The sequence below is a fragment of the Pseudoduganella sp. genome (assembly GCF_041914865.1).
GTDB lineage: Bacteria > Pseudomonadota > Gammaproteobacteria > Burkholderiales > Burkholderiaceae_D > Rugamonas.
The window spans coordinates 1-18,074 of sequence record NZ_JAYSCO010000087.1 but is presented as its reverse complement, the minus strand read 5'-3'; the positions used below and the strand labels follow the sequence as shown (position 1 = coordinate 18,074).

Here is an 18,074-nt window from a genome sequence, read left to right as displayed (position 1 = left end):
CTTGCGGCGGGCCGCACGCGCGCGCCGCGCGCCGCTCCCGCCGCGCCTGGTAGCGCGCTGGCGGGCGGCAAGGCCGGGCGGGCGGGCGCGCCGGACCGCTTGATGTCCTTGCGCAGGGCGAATGCCTGCCGGTGCGGCAGCGGCGCGAAGCCGTGGCGCACGAAGGAGGGGACTTCGGCATAGCCTGCCAGCAGGATGCCGTCGTCGGCCAGGTGCGCCGACAGGCGTTCGATGGCGGCCGTGGTGGTCGGGTCGTCGAAATAGATCAGCAGGTTGCGGCAAAAGATCACGTCGTACTGGCGCGCGCTGCCCAGAGGCCCCTGCAGGATGCTGCCCTGGCTGAAGCGGATGCGCGCCCGCAGCGCATCGTCCACCTGGTAGGTTTCCTCGCCCAGCGCCGTGAAATAGCGCTCGCGGAACGCCAGGTCCTGCGAGCGGAAGGCGTTGCGGCCGTACACGCCGGCCTGCGCCCGCGCCACGCAGGCGGCGCTGATGTCGATCGCATCGATCACGAAACCCTGCGGCGGCACGCCCGCGTCGAGCAGGGCCATCGCCATGGAATAGGGTTCCTCGCCGCCGGCGCACGGCACGGACAGGATGCGCACGATCTTCGCCCCTTCCGCCTGGCGCGCGCGCACATGTTCGACCGCGGCGGCAAAGGCGGCCGGGTCGCGGAACAGCCAGGACTCCGGCACCACCACCAGCTCCACCAGCTCGCGCAGCTCGGCCTCGTCCAGCGCGTCGAGATAGGCTTTGCGCGCCGCCTGCCCGGTTGCCGCCATGCGCCGCTGCACCGCGTGCTCCACGGTGCTGCGGGCCAGGTTCAGGCCCGTCATGCTGCGCAATGTAGCCAGTACTTTCATTCAGCCGTAGCCTCCGCAGGGAACAGGCGCGCGCGCAGATCGGCGGGCAGCAAGGCGTCCACTTCCACCAGCTGCACCATGCCGTGCGCGTCGCCGGCCACGCGGCCCAGGAAATGGGCGGCCTGCACGCCGCTTGGCGCCAGCCCGTGCTCCGGCACTTCCTGCACGCCCTGCACGCGTTCTGCCATCAGCCCCAGCGCATGCAGCGCGCCGCCGGGCGCCGTGTAGTCGACCAGCACGATGCGCGTATCGAAATGCTGGCGCGCCGGCGCGCCGCCGCCCAGGCGGGCCAGGTCGACCACCGGCACCGGCGCGCCGTGCAGGTTCATCAGGCCCGCCACACTGTCGGGCGCCAGCGGGATGCCCTTCAGTTGCAGCAAGGGCAGCACGCGCCGCACCTGCCGCAACGGCAAGCCGTAGCGGTCGTCGCCGATGTGGAAGACCAGGACTTTCATGCGTTCACGGCGAACGTGGCCACGCTCGACTGCAGGTCGCCGGCCGCGTACTGCAGCTGGTGCACCGCCTCGCTGGTGGCTTTCAGCGATTCGACGGTCTGCTGGGTGGCGTCGTTCAGCTGCATCATGGTTTCGGTGATCTGCTGCGCGCCCACGGCCTGCGCCTGCATGCCCTGCAGCACGGCGTCGAACTGCGGCGCCAGCTTCTGCACCTGGTCCATCACGCCCGACAGCTGGTCGGTCACCTGGCGCACTTCGCCCACGCTGCGCCGGATCTCCTCCGAGAACTTGTCCATGCCCATCACGCTGGCCGAGACGGCCGACTGCATCTCCTTCAGCATCTGCTCGATGTCCCAGGTGGAGACCGAGGTCTGGTCGGCCAGGCGGCGGATTTCCGTCGCCACCACCGAGAAGCCGCGGCCCGCCTCGCCCGCCTTTTCGGCCTCGATGGCCGCGTTCAGCGACAGGATATTGGTCTGGTCGGCCACCTTGGTGATGGTGGTCAGCACCGAGTTGATGTTGGATGCCTTCTCCGACAGCGCCGCCAGCTTGGCGTTGATCGAATCGGTCGCGTTCACCATGTTCTGCATGGTCTGGTCCATGCGGCGCAGGTTGCCCTGGGCCTCGGAGGTGGCGGCCGTGGTGTAGTCGGCCACCGCCGTCGCGTCCTCCATGGTCTTCAGCAGCTGCGAGGTGTTGGACGAGATTTCCTTGGTGGTGCTCAGCACCTCCACCGAGGTCTGGGCCTGCTCCACGCCGGTCGCTTCCTGCTGCTTGGCCGAGGCCGCGATCTCGGTGGCGGAGGTGGTGACCTGGATGCCGGCCTTCTGCACGTTGTTCAGCAGCTGGCGCAGGTTGTCGAACATGCGGCGCAGGCCGTCGCCCAGCTGGCCGATGGCGTCGTCGCCGCTGACGGTGATCTTGCCGGTCAGGTCGCCGCCGGCGGCGCGCGACACGATTTCCAGCAGCGAATCGACCTTGGCGCGCAAGTCGTTGGTCTGCGCCAGTTCGCGCGCCGCGCCATCCTGCAGCTGCTGCGCCATCCTGTTGACGTCCTCGCCCAGCTTGCCCATCTCATCGCGCGTGCCGACCAGCACGCGCGCGCTTTGCTCGCCGGCGCCCAGGCGCGACAGCACGCTGGTCAGCCCGGCCAACGGGCCGAGGATGGCGCGCGCCAGCAGGAAGGACACCAGCAGCGACAAGGCAACCACGCTGGCGCCGCCGATCGCAAACAGGTTGGCCTGGGTCTGCTGCAGCTTCTGGGTGTTGCCGAGGCGCTCGACCTGCAGGCGGCGCTCCTCGTCCGCCGCTTCCAGCAGCAGGTCGCGCGCGCGGCGGCGGATTTGCACCGCCTCCTTCAACGCGGCCGACTGGCCCACGGTGTCCGCCGCGCCCTTGGTGTTGCCCAGCTCCTTGCGCATGTCGATCTGGCGCTGCACGTGCACATCCACCCAGTTCAGCAACATGCTTTGCGTGCGCTTCAGGCGCTCCTGCTGGCGCGGGTTGTCCGAGGTCAGGCGCAGCACCTTGTCCAGGTGCTGCCTCATCTCATCGTAGCGTTCCTGTTTGCTGGCCAGGTAGCCTTCGTCGCCGGTCAGCAGGTAGCCGCGCGTATCGTTCTGCAATTCGAGCGAGGTGGCGTAGACGTCGCCCAGCTCCACCAGGACGTCGGCCGTATGCTTGTCCCAGTCGTTGGCTTCGGACAGGCGGTTGAAATTATTGTAGGCCAGGATCAGCAGTAGCAAGATGATTGCGACTATGGTGCCGAAGCCGAGGTAGAGTTTATTCTTGACGCTCAGGTTATTCATGCGCGGGGTCTCCGGGGAGGATGGCTTTATTCCAAGGCAATGTAACAAAAAAAACGGACCGCGCAAAGGCGGCCCGTTTTAACTGGTGCAAGAAAGCTTATTGAACGCCGCTTTTATTGCCCACGTTTATTGCGCGCGTTGGCGGCGATGCGCATGCGCAGCGCGTTCAGCTTGATGAAGCCGCCGGCATCGGCCTGGTTGTAGGCGCCGCCGTCTTCGTCGAAAGTGGCGATGGTCTGGTCGAACAGCGAATCGGTCTTCGAATCGCGCGCCACCACGATCACATTGCCCTTGTACAGCTTGACGCGCACCCAACCGTTGACGGTGGCCTGGGTATGGTCGATCAGGGTCTGCAGCGCCACGCGCTCCGGCGCCCACCAGTAGCCGTTGTAAATCAGGGAAGCGTAGCGCGGCATCAGGTCGTCCTTCAGGTGCGCCACTTCGCGGTCCAGCGTGATCGACTCGATGGCGCGGTGCGCCTTCAGCATGATGGTGCCGCCCGGGGTTTCGTAGCAGCCGCGCGACTTCATGCCGACGTAGCGGTTTTCCACCAGGTCCAGGCGGCCGATGCCATGCTTGCCGCCCAGGCGGTTCAGCTCAGTCAGCACGGCGGCCGGCGACAGGCGCTTGCCGTTCAGGGCCACGATGTCGCCCTTCTCGAACTCGATGTCCAGGTATTCCGGCTGGTCCGGCGCCGCCTCCGGGCTCACGGTCCAGCGCCACATCGATTCCTCGGCTTCCGCGCTCGGGTTTTCCAGGTGGCGGCCTTCGAAGGAGATGTGCAGCAGGTTGGCGTCCATCGAATATGGCGCGCCGCCGTTCTTGTGCTTCATGTCGATTTCGATGCCGGCGTCTTCCGCGTACTTCAGCAGTTTCTCACGCGACAGCAGGTCCCACTCGCGCCACGGCGCGATCACGCGCACGCCCGGCTTCAGCGCGTAGGCGCCCAGCTCGAAGCGCACCTGGTCGTTGCCCTTGCCGGTCGCGCCGTGCGAGATGGCGTCGGCGCCGGTCTGGTTGGCGATCTCGATCAGGCGCTTGGCGATCAGCGGACGCGCGATCGAAGTGCCCAGCAGGTACTCGCCCTCGTACACGGTATTGGCGCGGAACATCGGGAACACGAAGTCGCGCACGAACTCCTCGCGCACGTCGTCGATAAAGATGTTCTCTGGCTTGATGCCGAACTTCAGCGCCTTGGCGCGCGCCGGCTCCAGCTCTTCACCCTGGCCCAGGTCGGCGGTGAAGGTCACGATCTCGCACTTGTAGTTATCCTGCAGCCACTTCAGGATCACGGAGGTGTCCAGGCCGCCGGAATAGGCGAGGACTACTTTTTTAACGTCGCTCATGGTTTTCTCAGTCAGTTGGTGTTGGGTGAAAAAATGGGGACGTACCCCATTTTTCAGGCAATTTTTCCGAGCAGCAGGTACTCAATCAGGGCTTTCTGCACGTGCAGGCGGTTTTCGGCCTCGTCCCATACGACCGACTGCGGGCCGTCGATGACTTCGGCGGAGACTTCCTCGCCGCGGTGGGCCGGCAGGCAGTGCATGAACAGGGCGTCCGGCTTGGCGCGCGCCATCTTGGCGGCGTCCACGATCCAGCCGTCGAAGGCCTTCAGGCGCGCCGCGTTCTCCTCCTCGTAGCCCATCGAGGTCCAGACATCGGTGTTGACCAGGTCGGCCCCGGCGCAGGCGTCGGACGGGTTGGCGAAGAAGGTGAAGCGGTCGGTCGAGACCAGCGACATGTCCATGTCGTAGCCGTGCGGCGTGGAGACGTTGACGTGGAAGCCGAACACTTCGGCCGCCTGCAGCCAGGAATACAGCATATTGTTGGCGTCGCCCACCCAGGCCACCACCTTGCCCTTGATCGAGCCGCGGTGCTCGATGTAGGTGAAGATGTCGGCGAACACCTGGCACGGATGGTGTTCGTTGGTCAGGCCGTTAATCACCGGCACGCGCGAATGGGCAGCGAAACGCTCGATGATGTCCTGGCCGAAGGTGCGCACCATGATGATGTCGCACATGCGCGACATGACCTGGCCTGCGTCTTCCACCGGCTCGCCGCGGCCAAGCTGCGAGTCGCGCGTGTTCAGGTAGATGGCGGCGCCGCCCAGCTGGTGCATGCCGGCCTCGAAGGAGAGGCGGGTGCGGGTCGAATTCTTGTCGAACACCATGACCAGGGTGCGGTCGATCAGCGGGTGGTAAATCTCGTAGGCTTTGAACTTGCGCTTGATTTCGGCGGCGCGGGCGATCACGTATTCGTACTCTTCCAGGGTCAGGTCATTGAACTGGAGGTAGTGCTTGATCTTTTTAGGTGGTATAGACATCTTTGCAAAGTTTGCTGCGAGGGGACTGAAGATTATACGGGCATTTCAATAAATCGTGGCTGGGCGCTCGGGATCGTGGCGCGGCGCGGTCAACGGCAGGTCCAGCGTGAAGCTGGTGCCGCCGCTGCTGCTGTCCACGCCGATCTGGCCGCCCAGCAGGGAAGTGACAATGTTATAACTGATGGACAGGCCCAGTCCCGAGCCGCCTTGCCCCAGTTTGGTGGTAAAGAAGGGGTCGAAGATGCGCGTCAGGTTCTCCGGCGCGATGCCGCCGCCGTCGTCGCTGAAGGTGACCAGCACCCGGCCTGCGACCGGGGTGGCCGCCACCAGCCGCATCCTGCCGCCTTCGCGCCCGTCGAAGGCATGCAGCAGGGCGTTGTTGATCAGGTTCGTGATGACCTGGCCGAAGGGGCCGGGATAGCTGTCCAGTGCAATGCTGTCCGGCACGTCGAACTCGATCTTGTGGCAGGCATTGCGGATGCGGTTCATCACCGTGGCCACGATTTCGTGCGTCACCTGGTGCAGGTTGAACACGCGGCGCTGTTCGGTGGTGCGGTCCACCGCCACCTGCTTGAAGCTCGATACCAGGTCGGCCGCGCTGTGCAGGCCGCGCATCACCAGGGTGGAGGCCTTGCGCGTGTCGTCGATAAAGGCCAGCAGCTCGGACTTGCGCAGGCCCGGGCCGTTGACGGCCTGTTCCAGCTCGATGGTCTTCTGCTCCAGCGTGCTGGCGATCAGCAGGCTGTTGCCGATCGGCGTATTCAGTTCGTGCGCCACGCCGGCCATCAGGGAGCCCAGTGCCGCCAGCTTTTCCTGCGACACCAGCTGCGACTGCGCTTCCTGCAGCTGGCTGTAGGCATGGGCGTTGTCCAGCGCGATGGCGCCGTAGGCGCACAGGGTGCGGAAGATCAGGCGTTCGCGCTCGCCGTAGGCGTTGGCGTGCATGGCCTGCGCCGTCATCACGCCCAGCGCGCGCTCGCCCACCAGCAGCGGCACGTACAGCGCGCACACGCTGGCGGCGGTGCCCGGCGTGACGGTGTTGTTGCGCTCCGGCGGCACCTGGTCGATATACACTTCGCGCCGTTCGCGCAGGCACTGCGCGGTGTAGGCGCTGGGGTGGTCGAGCGCGATGGTGTTGCGCGGCAGCGGGCTGCCGGCCTCCACCCCGAAGGCGCGCTCCAGTGAGCGCCCGGACTGGTCCACCAGGTAGACCGCGAAGGTGTTGGCCGAGAGCAGGGCGTGCGTGTGGCGGTCCAGCGCCTGGAACACCGCGCCGGCATCGAGGTGGGTGGTGATTTCCTGGCCGATGGCCGACAGCCGCTCCAGCAGCTTGGTGGTCTGCTGCAGCACTTCGGCGCGGCGCGCCTCCGACATGGCCAGCTCGCGGTGGTGCAGGCCTTCCGCGCGCGCCTGTTCGGTCTGGTGGTGCACCTGCATCGCGATGGCGCGGCTGGTGGCTTCCAGCGTGTGGGTCTTTTCGCGCGCGGCGCTGGCGGCGGTCGACATTTCATAGGCGCAGCCATAGTCGCCCAGGCGCGCATACTCCTCGCCCAGCGCGTCGTACAGGTCGCCCGGCACGGTGTAGCCCTTGATGGTTTCCGCTGCCGCCAGCGCCTTGTGCAGGTAGTGCAGGCGGGCGTTGGGCGCGCTCATGCCGGCCGGCTGCGGCAGCGTGCGGTGCTGGCCGTGGATGCGCGCCAGCACGCGCAGCGCGGCGATGTGGTGGAAGGCGTTGTGGTGGCGCGCAGCCCGTTCCACCGCCTGCTGCGCCATGGCCAGCGCCTCCTGCGGACGGTCCAGGTAGCACAGGGCGTGCGCCTGGCCGCGCAGGGCCACGATCTTGAAGTCGCCCTGCTGCAGCGCCTCGGCCCGTTCGGCGAGGCGCTGGAAAGCGTCCAGCGCCTCGCCGTAATCCTGCTTGTCCAGGCACAGGTCGCCCAGGTGCTGCAGTGCGATGGCGTAGCTGCGGCCATTGGCCTGCGGCGCCAGGATCACCAGCGCCTCGCGCAGCAGTTCCTCGGCCGCGTCGAGCCGGCCCAGGCGGCGCACGATGTCGGCCGTGTGCACCAGGCAGGAGCCGATGCTGCGCGGCCAGCCGGTCGGTTTGGCCAGTTCGGTGGCGCGCTGCATCCACTCCAGGCCGGAGTGGTGGTCGTTCAGGTGCGAGAACTTTTCCGCGATATTGGTGGCGGCGGTGGCGGCGGCGCGTATCTGGCCGGTTTCCAGCGCGGCCTCGTAGCTGCGGATGTAGAAGCCGGCGGCATTGCCGATATCGCCGGCCTGGCTGGCGGCGATGCCGAAGAAGTCGTTGATCCAGCAATCGACGCCGGGCGGCACGTCGTCGGCCAGGTCGAAGCGCTTGCCCCAGCGCTCGGTGGCGGCGTGCAGGTCGCGCAGCGCTGCCCAGCGTGCCTGGCAGGCATCGGCGATGGCGGCGCGCTCCGGGTCGCCAGCCGCATGGGCGGCCGCGGCGCAGGCTTCCAGCTCGGCGTCGCGCTGCGCGTGGTTGCCGCGGTCGACCGCGATCCAGGCTTTCAGCCAGTGCGTATCGCAGCGGCCGACGTTATCGCCGTGCGCCTCGAACACTTCGAGCGCTCGCGCGGCCAGCGCGGACGCCGCATCGAGCTCGCCATCGAGCCAGCGGATTTCGCCGTCCACCAGTTGCAGGCGCGCCTCGAGCCCGGCGCGCTCGGCGGGCGGCAGGTGGGCCGACGGCAGCAGGGCCAGCGCCTCCTGCGCCAGTTCCTGCGCACGCCGCGTGTCGCGCTGGCGCAGGTGCCAGGCCAGCGGCAGCAGCACTGGCAGCCGGGCAATGCCGCGCAAGGGGAGCAGGTCGAGTTCCCACTGCGCTACGGCATCGTCGTCGGCATACAGCTGCTGCATGGTGGTCCTGTCAATAAAGGGTTTGCGACGATTCGTGCAGCAACTGGCCGTACAGCGTGTGGCGCATTTTCGCGATCTTGCCTTGCTCCACCGCGTCCAGCACCGCGCATTGCGGCTCGCTCAGGTGGCGGCAGTTGTAGAAGCGGCAGCCGCCGAGGTAAGGTTGGAAGTCGCGGAAGGCCCGCTCCAGCATGCCCTCGCTCAGGTGGTACAGGCCGAACTCCTGGAAGCCCGGCGAATCGATCACGCTCGAACCGGGACCCACGTGGTACAGGCGGGTGAAGGTGGTGGTGTGCTTGCCGGTATCGAGCGCCTCGCTGATCTCGCGCGTGGCGATATCGGCATCCGGCACCAGGATGTTGATCAGGGACGACTTGCCCATGCCGGACTGGCCGATCAGGATCGACGAATGGCCCTGCAGCAGCGGCGCCAGCGTGGCGCCGGTCTGCTCCGGCTGGCCGGTGGCCGACACTTCGATCACCTCATAACCCATGGCCGAATACACCTGCAGGCGCTTGCGCGCGTGCTCCAGCATGTCCGTCACGTCCACCTTGTTCAGCAGCAGGCGCACGTGGATGCCGGCCGCCTCCGCCGCCACCAGGGCACGCGACACCAGGTCGTCCGAGAAGCTCGGCTCCGTGGCCACCACGATGAACAGCTGGTCGACGTTGGCCGCCAGCAGCTTGGACTTGTACTGGTCCGAGCGGTACAGCAGCGTTTTGCGCTCCTGGATCTTGTCGATCACCGCCTGGTCGGGCGAAGTCAGGGTCAGGTCGACCAGGTCGCCCACCGCGACATTGGTCTTCTTGCCGCGCGTGACGCATTGCAGGCGCAGGCCGTCGGCTTCCGCCAGGTAGTGGCGGCCGTGGGCTGCGATGATGGTGCCGGTGCGTTTATCTCCCTTGCTCATGCCTGGCCCAATGCATCGGCCTTGGCGGCGCAAATGAAATCGTTGATCGACAAGCCGTTCACCGAATGCGTGTCGTAGCGCACCTGGCAGGTCTTGTAGCCCACCACCAGCTCCGGATGGTGGTCCTCGCGGTGAGAGATGAAGGCCAGCGCATTCACGAAGGCCATCGTCTCATGGTAGTTGTTGAAGCCGAAAGTGTTCACCAGCTTGCCGCTGGCCGTGCTCCAGCCGTCGAGCATCTGGCACAGGCGTTGCGCCTCGTTCGCGTCCAGCGCGTGCGTCTGGTGGCTGCAGCGCAGGGCGCGCAGGTCGGCTGCGGAATGGATGTTCGCGTTCATCAGGATGCCGCCAGGTTGAGTTGACGGATACGCACGCTGGCGGGAGGATGCGAATCGTAGAAGGCCGAATGCAGCGGGTCCGGCGTCAGGGTCGACGCATTATCCTCATACATCTTGACCAGGGCCGACACCAGGTCGCGCGCATCGGTGTGCTTGGCGGCGAATGCATCCGCCTCGAATTCATGCTTGCGCGAGCTGAGCGACGTCAGCGGGCCAAACAGGAAAGTGAAGACCGGCAGCACCAGCATGAACAGGATCAGCGCCAGGGCGTCGTTCGACTGGCCCGGCACGATGATCGGATTCACGCCCAGGCCGGTGTAGAACCACAGCTGACCCTTCAGGTAGCCGAGCAAGGCCAGGAAGCCCAGCGACAGCGCGAACAGCACCACAATGCGCTTGATGATGTGTTTCAGCTTGAAGTGGCCCAGTTCGTGCGCCAGCACCGCCTCCACCTCCTGCGGCGACAGGCTCGACACCAGCGTATCGTAGAACACGATGCGCTTGGCTGCGCCAAAGCCGGAGAAGTAGGCGTTGCCATGCGCGCTGCGCTTCGAACCGTCCATCACGAACAGGCCCTTGGAAGCGAAGCCCACGCGCGCCATCAAGCCCTCGATGCGCTGCTTCAGCGATTCATCCGCCAGCGGCGTGAACTTGTTGAACAGCGGCGCGATCAGGTTAGGGTAGAGCGCCATCACCAGCAGCTGGAAACCGCACCACACGAACCACGCATACAGCCACCACAGCGCCCCGGCCTTCTCCATCAGCGCCAGGATCACCCACACCAGCGGCAGCCCGATGACCGCGCCCAGCGCCACGCCCTTCAGCAGGTCGGCAAAGAACAGCCCCTTGCTCATCTTGTTAAAACCGAAGCGCTCCTCCAGCGTGAACTGGCGGTAGTAGTCCAGCGGGACATCAATCAAGCCCGAGACCACGCCGAACGCCACCACCAGGCCAAGCTGGTAAGCCATGCCGCCGCCGGTCGCATTGAACACCGCCGCCGACAGCCACTGCAGGCCGCCCAGCAAGGTAAAGCCCACCAGCGCCGCGCTCGACACCAGCATGCCGACGATGCCCAGCTTGGTGCGCGCCACCGTGTAATCGGCCGCCTTCTGGTGCGCCGCCAGCGGGATTTTCTCAGCGAAGTCCGCCGGCACAGCGGCACGGTTCTGCAGCACATGGCGGATGTGGCGCGAGGCGAGCCAGAAGCGCACCATCAGAGTCAATGCTAAAAAAGCAACGAATAAAAACGAAAACGCGTGTGAAGACATTCTGTGCCTGTGAGAAAATGGCGGATTAACCAGCTTTAAATTGCTATAGAGAGAATTATGTCACAAGCGAACGACACCCCAGCAAGCCCGGCCAACCAGCAGCGCCCGAACGAGATGAACCTGGTGTGGGTCGACATGGAAATGACCGGTCTGGAGCCGGAGACCGACCGCATTATCGAAGTGGCAATGATCGTCACCGACATGCACCTGAATGTGCTGGCCGAAGGCCCGGTGCTGGCGATCCACCAGTCGGACGAAACGCTGGACAAGATGGATGCCTGGAACAAGGGCACGCACGGCCGCTCCGGCCTGATCGACCGGGTCAAAGCCTCTACCGTCAGCGAAGAAGCGGCCGAAGCCGAATTCCTCGCCTTCATGCGCCAGTGGGTACCGAAAGGCAAATCGCCGATGTGCGGCAACACCATCGGCCAGGACCGCCGCTTCATGGTCAAGTACATGCCCAAGCTCGAAGCGTTCTTCCACTACCGCAATATCGACGTCTCCACGTTGAAAGAGCTGGGCCGCCGCTGGAAACCGGAAATGGTCGCCGGCTTCAAGAAAGCGCAGAAGCACACCGCGCTGGCCGACATCATCGAATCGATCGAAGAGCTCAAGTACTACCGCGAGCACTTCATCAAACTGTAATCAGCCCCAAATGTCCACTTCGGGGTCAGGAAAGAAAGTGGACATTTTCTGCAGGAAATGTCCACTTTCGTTCCTGACCCCGAAGTGGACATTTGCTGTTTAGCAGCAGCTGGCGGTGCGGCGCATGCCGAGCAGGAGGGCGGCGCCGGCGAGGAGGGCTAGCGCCGCCACCAGCCCCAGGGGCGGCTGGCCGGCGGCGCTGGCGGGCTGGTAGCTTGGCAGCCTGGCGAATTCCTCCGGTCCGAACGGGCGCTCGTTGAATACGTAGGGGTAGAAGTGCCTGCGCACTTGGCCGTGGAAGTCGCTGATGCGGTCCATGTACGCCAGGCGCGCTTCGAGGTCGGTGCCGGCCAGCCGGTGCAGCAGTACCTGTACGTTCACCCCCGCCAGCAGCAGGCCCGCGCGGCGCGTCCATTCTTCCCTCGACCATAACGACTTCCGGTACTGCGCCACCTGCGCGGCGACGGCGTCATCGCCGGCCTGGTGCATGGCGTAGTACCACTTCCAATGGAAGCCTTCCGGCAGCGGCGGCGTGTCCTGCCATTCGGGGTGGCTGCGGAAGAAGCTCTGCATCGTCCCGTCCCTCGGCTTGTCCCACGCGCTGTGCACGGCCTGGCGCTGGGCCAGCGCGAGCTCGGCTCCCTGCGCGACCGGCAGCGCGCGCTCCAGCGCGGCGTTGACGCCGGTCGGCAGCACCAGTGCCAGCAGCATGAAGGCGGCCAGCAGCAGGGCGGCGCCGGCGGCGGCGCTGCGCGCGACCGCTGCGCCCCACGCCGCCAGCCCGCACCAGAACGACAGGTAGAGCAGGGCGGCGCCAGCCAGCATGGCGGTTTCGCCCGCTGCGGCGCCGGACAGCAGGGCGCCCGCCAGCAGCGGCAGCAGCAGGGCGGCAGCCAGCAGCGCCAGGCGCAGCAGCACGCGCCGGCGCCACAGCGCGCCCGGCGTCGAAGGCAGGGACGCCAGCAGGCGCAGTCGTCCCGCCTCGCGCTCGCCGCTCACCATATCGTGCATCAGGGCGATGATGAACAGCGGCGCCACGTACACCAGTACGAAGGCGAAGTCGAAGCGTCCGGGCGCGGCCAGTTCGGGATTGAAGGCCTCCGACTCGTAGAGCTGCGCCTGCAGGCCCAGCGCGCGCACCTGCAAGGCGTAAGGCTGCACGTCGCGCTGGCCGATGGCGGCGAAGGCCAGCGGCGCGGGCGGGTCGATCGTCAGGTGCGGCAGGTAGTAGGCGGTGAGGCCGGCCTCGGCGTCCGCTGCCTGGCGCGCGGTGCGCTCGGCAAGGTCCTTGGCCTGCACGGCGGCGATGCGCTGCAGCGCGGCGTTCTGCCCGGCCACCATGCGCATGCCGCTCCACACGGATAAGGCGGACAGCAACGCCAGCAGCGCCAGTGCGGCCAGCGCCGGGCGTGAGCGCAGCAGTAACAGCAGTTCGAATTTCAGGTTCTTCATCAAATATTCCTTTCCATGCGACGTGCGGCCCAGGCGGCGGCCAGCATGACGGCGGCCAGCCAGCCTGCCAGGATGCCCAGCGCAGGCCAGGCGTGTTGGGTGAGGATGCGCTCCAGCGGCGCATGCGGGTGCTGGTAGCGCGGCAGGGCGCGCCAGTAGTCGGCCGAGATGCGCTGCGCGCGGTCATCGTGGTACTTCACCTTTTCCGCATGCAGCCGGTTGAGCGCCTGGATCAGGCGGTAGCGGTAGTCCTCGCCCGCCAGCAGGAAGCGTTCATGTGCGGCGCGGTCGGTATCGGCCAGTGCCGCCGACATGCCGCGCAAGGCCAGCACCGGCACCGCCCATGCCGCCGCCTGCAGCACGCGGCCCTGCGCCGACTGCAGGGCGAAGTCGCGCTGCATGCTGGCCAGGAACTGCTCGCTGGTCAGGCGCTCGCCTTCCTCGATCACCAGGCCCTTGTAGTTGACAGGCAGGTCCTCCACCTTGCTTACGCCGTAGCGCGCCAGCACGCTCTCGCGGAATTTCTTGAAGTAGGGATCATCCGGATTGTGGCTGTCGCCGATGCGCGCCAGCTCGGCGTGGATGGCCGCTTCCATTTCAATGCGGGTCGGGCGCGGCACCATGCCGGCCGCCATGTCAGGCAGCACGCGCGGCAGCAGGACCACGGCCAGCGCCCACAGGCCCACCAGCAGCAGCAAGGCGTCGCGCGCGCGCGGCGCCAGGGCCGACACCAGCACGGCGGCGCAGGACCAGAGCAGCAGGTAGGCGGCGTAGCCCACCGCCAGCCAGGCCGCCGCAGCGCCAAGCCCCGGCTGCAGCGCGGCGATGGCCGCCAGGGCCAGCAGCGCTGGTGCTGCCAGCAGCAGGGCCAGGGCGCCGTGCGCCGCCATCTTGCCCGCCACCAGCGCAGCGCCGCTGACGCCGTGCGCCAGCATCAGCCGCAGCTGGCCCCGTTCGCGTTCGCGCGCCAGCGCGCCGAAAGCGAGGAAGAGCAGCAGCAACGGCGCCAGCACCTGCAGCACAAAGGCCGGCGTCAGCTGGCCAAAGCGCAGCAGCAGCGAGGACTGGCCGGCGTCGCTGAAGTTGGCGCTGTTCTGGCGGTGGCCCTCCAGGTACAGCGTGCTGCCGGTGAACGGCGCCACGCCGAAGTCGAAGAAGGCGAGCGCCGTCAGCGGCCGGAACACGTAGTGCCCGTAGTGCACCACCCGGTGCGGGTGGCGGTCGGGCTGGCTGTTCCACTGCGCGTCGGCGCTGTGCTGCAGGCGCTGGCGCTGCGCCTCCACGCTGTGCGCGCGTTCCAGGCTGACGCCGACGGCGGCCACGGTCAGTACCAGCAGCAGCGCGCCGGCAGCCAGCGCCACCTTGCTGCGCCGCAGTGCGCGCCATTCCTCGCGCGCCACGCGCCAGGCGGTGGACAGGAAGCGGGCCGTCATGCCGCCCTCCGCGCATCGGCGTAACGCTGGAACAGGTGCTGCACGTCGAAGCGCTGCGGGCCGTAGGCGCTGATTTCATGGGCGATGCGGCCACGGTCGAGGAAGCCGATGCGGTCGGCCACTTCCGCCGCGCCCACCAGGTCGTGCGTCACCATGAAGACGGTCACGCCCTGCGCGCGCAGCTTGAGCAGCAGGGCGTTGAACTCGCTGGTGGCGTGCGGATCGAGGCCGCTGGTGGGTTCGTCCAGCAGCAGCACCGGCACTGCGCGCGCCACCGCCAGTGCAATGGCGACCTTCTGGCGCATGCCTTTGGAGTAGGCGCCGAGGCGCCGGTCCCAGGCCTCGCGCGCCAGGCCGACATCGGTCAGCGCGGCTTCGATCAGGGTATTGATCGTGACCGCGGTGCCGACGGCGCCGCCCATGTTCAGCAGGTACTCCAGGTTCTCGCGCGCCGACAGGTGCTCGTACAGCGACACGTTTTCCGGCACGTAGGCCAGGCTGGCGCGCGCGCCGTGCGGGTCGTCGCCGACATCGATGCCGCACACGCGCACCAGGCCCTGCGCGGCGCGCGCAAAGCCGAGGAAGGCGTTCAGCGTGGTCGATTTGCCGGCGCCGTTGCCGCCCAACAGGGCGTAGATCTCGCCCTGCATCACGCGCAGGTTCAGCCCGTCCAGGATGGTGGTGCTGCCGTAGCGGACCGACAGGTCCGCCGTCTCAAGTGCTATGCGTTGCATGTCTTTCTCCTTTGATCAATAGGAAGCCTGCAGGCCGAGCGACACCGCGCGCGGCGAGCCGGGGGCGACCCAGGTGCGTTGGTAGGAACTGGTGTAGTAGGTCTTGTCGAACAGGTTGTCGACGTCCAGCGACAGGCGCAGGCGCGGCGCCAGCTGCCAGTGCGCGACCAGGCGCGCCAGCGTGTAGGCGGGCAGGTCGAAGGGCGCGGCGCCGGCATTGGCCTGGGCTTGGGTGCGCGCTTCGCCCAGGCGGCGGCCGGTGTGCGTGACGCCGCCGCCGATGGCGTAGCGGCGGCCGTCGGCCAGCGTGCCTTCGCGCATCAGCAGCAGGCTGCCGTTCACGCGCGGCACGTTGAGCAGGCGGCCGCCGCGCTCCAGCATATTGTCGCGCCGGACTTCGGCGTCGATCAGCGACAGGCTGGCATTGGCGCGCCAGCCTTGCGCCAGCTGGCCCGCCACGTCGAGATCGAGGCCGCGGCTGCGCACCTCGCCGGCGGCCACCGAGTAGGACGGCTGCAGCGGGTCGGTGGTCAGCGTATTGCGCTTGCGGATATCGAACAGCGCCAGTGTGGCGCCCAGGCGACCGCCGGCTTGCTCCCATTTCAGGCCCGCCTCGTTGGCTTTGCCGCGTTCGGGGGCGAAGGCCGCACCACGCGCGTCGCTGCCCGTGTTGGGACGGAACGAGCTGCCCCAGTTGGCGAACAGCGTCCACTCCGGCGTGGCCAGGTAGCTGGCGCCGATGCGCGGCGAGCTGGCATGCGGCTGCTGCGCGGCGACGCTGCCGGTGCGCCGGTTGGCCAGCGTCTGCTCGTGCCGGTCGTGGCGGATGCCGGCCAGCACACGCCAGCGCTCGCCCAGGCGCCAGGTATCCTGCACATACAGGGCGCGGTTGCGCTGCTGCTCCAGCGTGTCCGTATGCAGCGGCGGGACCGGCAGCGGCTGGCCGTACACCGGCGCCAGAACGTCGATCGCATACGGCGCCGCCGCGCTCGGGCTGGCGCGGAACATGCGCAGGTCATAGTCGAAGCGGAAGGCCTCCACGCCCAGCAGCAATTCGTGGCCGGGCGCAATGCGGCCCGCCACTTCGACATGCGCGCCCAGGTCGTCGGACGCATAGTCGCGCAAGCGGCGCTGGCGGCGCAGCGTGCGCTGGTCGGCGTCCAGCGCGGCGGCCGGTTCGGTGGCATAGCCGTCCAGCGTGGCGCGCTTCCACAGCAGGCCGGCGCGCAATTGCCAATCGCCAGGCAGGGCATGCTCCAGCATCAGCTGCTGCGTGCTGTTGAAGATGCGGATATCGCCGTCGCCCGGCTCGCCGAGGAAGCGTTCGCGCGGCACCGCGCCCAGCCTGCCGTTCACGGCCGGGATGCCGCGATCGAGCGTGCCGGCATGGCGCAGCAGCTCGCCGCGATACTCGATGCGCGTCTCCGGCCCGGCCTTGAATGACAGGGCCGGCGCCAGCAGCGCGCGGCGCGTCTGCACATGGTCGCGGAAGCTGTCGCGCCGCTCGCTGGCCGCATTCAGGCGCCAGGCCAGGGTGTCGCCCAGCGGCCCGGTGGCATCGAGCGCGGCGCGGCGCAGGCCAAAGCTGCCCACCACCGCATCCAGTGCCAGGGCAGGGCGCCACAGCGGGCGCTTGCTGACGATGTTCAGCGTGCCGCCCGGCTCGCTGGCGCCATACAGCGACGCGGCCGGCCCTTTCAGGAACTCGATGCGTTCCACCGCAGCGGTATCGCGCGGTGCATTGATGCCGCCACGGTTGGCCGCAAAGCCGTTCAGCAGCAGCGCCATGCCGTTGTTCGGATCGCCCGCCAGGCCGCGGATGGCGATGTTGTCCCACAGCCCGCCAAAGCTGTTCTGGCGCGACACGCCGCCCGCATAATCGAGCGCGTCATCGATGCGCAGCGCGCCCAGGTCGTCCAGCGCCTGGCGCGGCATGATGCGCACCGCCTGCGGCAGCTCGCGCAGCGGCAGGGTGGATTTGCTGCCTTGCGCGTCGTCCGCCAGGTAGCTGCCGGAGTCGCGGCGGCCCACGACTTCGACGGATTCGATCGGTTCCGCATGAACCGTAGGGATGAGCAGGGCCAGCGCGGCCGGAACGGCGCGCAAGCGTAAATTCTTCGTCATATTGTCTTTCTCGTCTTGCTTGATCAGTGCACCGCCGCGAAAGGCGGTGCGGGGCGTGGTCAGGGCAAGGCGAGCGCGGGCGGACCGCGCGGCAGGTAAGGCGGCGCGGCGGCGCGCGCCTGCGACAGCGGCAGCGCGGACAGTTGCGGTCGAGGCAGGGCCGCAGCAGGCGCCAGCAACGGCGCCGCTGCCGGCAGGCGCTCGGCCAGGGTGGCGGCGTCGTAGGCCAGGCAGGCATGCGCCAGCGCGGCATCGGGCCATGCGTGGACGATTCGGTGGCGCAGGCCGGCAGCAACCGCCAACAGCAGCGCCGTCGCCAGCAAGGCAACCAGCGCAAAGCGGGTAGCGGGCCGCGACGGCACGCCTGTGCGTCGGGTCATATGCATCTCTGAAAGCGGCGGCAAGCCGCACGTGTGGCTAGGAACCCTGCTTACAGTGCAGGGGCGTCAGGTCACGCGGCGATGCAGGGCGGCGCTTGCCGCGGCGGGATCAGGTAACGGGGGGAGGCAACGAAGGCGGGCGCCGAAGGCAGTCGCGCCAGCAGGTAGGCCACGGCCAGGAAGACCGCCAGCAAAGCCGGCGGCGTTGCCGGCAGGTCGGCCGGGAAGTGCGAGGACAGCTGGCACGCCACGCAATCGTCGAACTTCTCGGCGATATCGTGCTTGTGGGTGGACGCGGCCAGCATCTGCAAGGCAAAGACGAACGCGCACAGCGCCAATACCAGGCGCATGAATCCGTGCTTGCGATGTGCGGTCGACTCCATAGCCAGCGAGTATAGCAATTCGGGGTCAGGTCTGACAATCGTACAAACTATGCGCGAAGCGCATAGTTTGTCCGA

The 18,074-nt window shown here is 67.5% G+C and carries 16 protein-coding genes; 1 reads left to right on the top strand and 15 read right to left on the bottom strand.

What is annotated here, in order from left to right:
* The 9 genes from ACE3TQ_RS25435 to ACE3TQ_RS25395 all read right to left on the bottom strand — a co-directional run.
* Window positions 1–863: protein-glutamate O-methyltransferase CheR (locus tag ACE3TQ_RS25435; protein WP_374586298.1), on the bottom strand; the 863-nt coding region annotated here is incomplete at its 3' end.
* Window positions 860–1,318, bottom strand: coding sequence for a chemotaxis protein CheW (locus ACE3TQ_RS25430; RefSeq protein ID WP_374586296.1), 459 nt, complete (start codon window positions 1,316–1,318; stop codon window positions 860–862). The genes ACE3TQ_RS25430 and ACE3TQ_RS25435, both read right to left, overlap by 4 nt.
* The gene (locus ACE3TQ_RS25425) at window positions 1,315–3,126 is read right to left on the bottom strand and encodes a methyl-accepting chemotaxis protein (protein WP_374586294.1); all 1,812 of its coding nucleotides are present in this window, start codon (window positions 3,124–3,126) and stop codon (window positions 1,315–1,317) included. Before ACE3TQ_RS25425 ends, ACE3TQ_RS25430 begins: the two co-directional genes overlap by 4 nt.
* A gap of 113 nt (window positions 3,127–3,239) precedes the next feature.
* A complete protein-coding gene (locus tag ACE3TQ_RS25420; protein WP_374586292.1) occupies window positions 3,240–4,472 on the bottom strand; it encodes an argininosuccinate synthase in 1,233 nt (410 codons plus the stop codon).
* Window positions 4,473–4,525: 53 nt separating this feature from the next.
* A complete protein-coding gene (gene argF, locus ACE3TQ_RS25415; protein WP_374586290.1) occupies window positions 4,526–5,449 on the bottom strand; it encodes an ornithine carbamoyltransferase in 924 nt (307 codons plus the stop codon).
* 45 nt (window positions 5,450–5,494) lie between these two features.
* The gene (locus ACE3TQ_RS25410; RefSeq protein ID WP_374586288.1) at window positions 5,495–8,332 is read right to left on the bottom strand and encodes an ATP-binding protein; all 2,838 of its coding nucleotides are present in this window, start codon (window positions 8,330–8,332) and stop codon (window positions 5,495–5,497) included.
* Window positions 8,333–8,342: 10 nt separating this feature from the next.
* Complete coding sequence (gene rsgA / locus ACE3TQ_RS25405; RefSeq protein WP_374586286.1) at window positions 8,343–9,242, bottom strand: ribosome small subunit-dependent GTPase A; 900 nt, start codon at window positions 9,240–9,242, stop codon at window positions 8,343–8,345.
* On the bottom strand, window positions 9,239–9,580 hold the full coding sequence (locus tag ACE3TQ_RS25400; protein WP_374586284.1) for a 4a-hydroxytetrahydrobiopterin dehydratase: 342 nt from the start codon (window positions 9,578–9,580) through the stop codon (window positions 9,239–9,241). The genes rsgA and ACE3TQ_RS25400 overlap by 4 nt, the downstream gene beginning before the upstream one ends.
* Window positions 9,580–10,848: a M48 family metallopeptidase gene (locus ACE3TQ_RS25395; protein ID WP_374586282.1), complete on the bottom strand. Its 1,269-nt coding sequence runs from the start codon at window positions 10,846–10,848 to the stop codon at window positions 9,580–9,582. The genes ACE3TQ_RS25400 and ACE3TQ_RS25395 overlap by 1 nt, the downstream gene beginning before the upstream one ends.
* Window positions 10,849–10,905: 57 nt before the next feature.
* Between ACE3TQ_RS25395 and orn the strand changes: the two genes are divergently transcribed.
* Window positions 10,906–11,493, top strand: a complete 588-nt coding sequence (orn, locus tag ACE3TQ_RS25390; protein WP_374586280.1) for an oligoribonuclease — start codon at window positions 10,906–10,908, stop codon at window positions 11,491–11,493.
* Window positions 11,494–11,592: 99 nt separating this feature from the next.
* Here orn and ACE3TQ_RS25385 read toward each other — a convergent pair whose 3' ends face one another.
* The 6 genes from ACE3TQ_RS25385 to ACE3TQ_RS25360 all read right to left on the bottom strand — a co-directional run bounded on the left by ACE3TQ_RS25385 (window position 11,593) and on the right by ACE3TQ_RS25360 (window position 17,966).
* Entirely contained in the window at window positions 11,593–12,945 is a 1,353-nt protein-coding gene (locus ACE3TQ_RS25385; protein ID WP_374586278.1) for a DUF3526 domain-containing protein, read from the bottom strand.
* Window positions 12,945–14,378 carry a DUF3526 domain-containing protein gene (locus ACE3TQ_RS25380; protein WP_374586276.1) on the bottom strand — a complete coding sequence of 478 codons (1,434 nt, stop codon included), beginning with the start codon at window positions 14,376–14,378 and terminating at the stop codon, window positions 12,945–12,947. Before ACE3TQ_RS25380 ends, ACE3TQ_RS25385 begins: the two co-directional genes overlap by 1 nt.
* Entirely contained in the window at window positions 14,375–15,112 is a 738-nt protein-coding gene (locus tag ACE3TQ_RS25375; RefSeq protein ID WP_374586274.1) for an ABC transporter ATP-binding protein, read from the bottom strand. The genes ACE3TQ_RS25380 and ACE3TQ_RS25375 overlap by 4 nt, the downstream gene beginning before the upstream one ends.
* A 15-nt stretch (window positions 15,113–15,127) precedes the next feature.
* Entirely contained in the window at window positions 15,128–17,236 is a 2,109-nt protein-coding gene (locus ACE3TQ_RS25370; protein WP_374586272.1) for a TonB-dependent siderophore receptor, read from the bottom strand.
* A 59-nt stretch (window positions 17,237–17,295) separates the two neighbouring features.
* On the bottom strand, window positions 17,296–17,616 hold the full coding sequence (locus ACE3TQ_RS25365) for a hypothetical protein (protein WP_374586270.1): 321 nt from the start codon (window positions 17,614–17,616) through the stop codon (window positions 17,296–17,298).
* A 71-nt stretch (window positions 17,617–17,687) separates the two neighbouring features.
* The gene (locus tag ACE3TQ_RS25360) at window positions 17,688–17,966 is read right to left on the bottom strand and encodes a hypothetical protein (protein WP_374586268.1); all 279 of its coding nucleotides are present in this window, start codon (window positions 17,964–17,966) and stop codon (window positions 17,688–17,690) included.
* Between the last annotated feature and the right edge of the window lie 108 nt (window positions 17,967–18,074).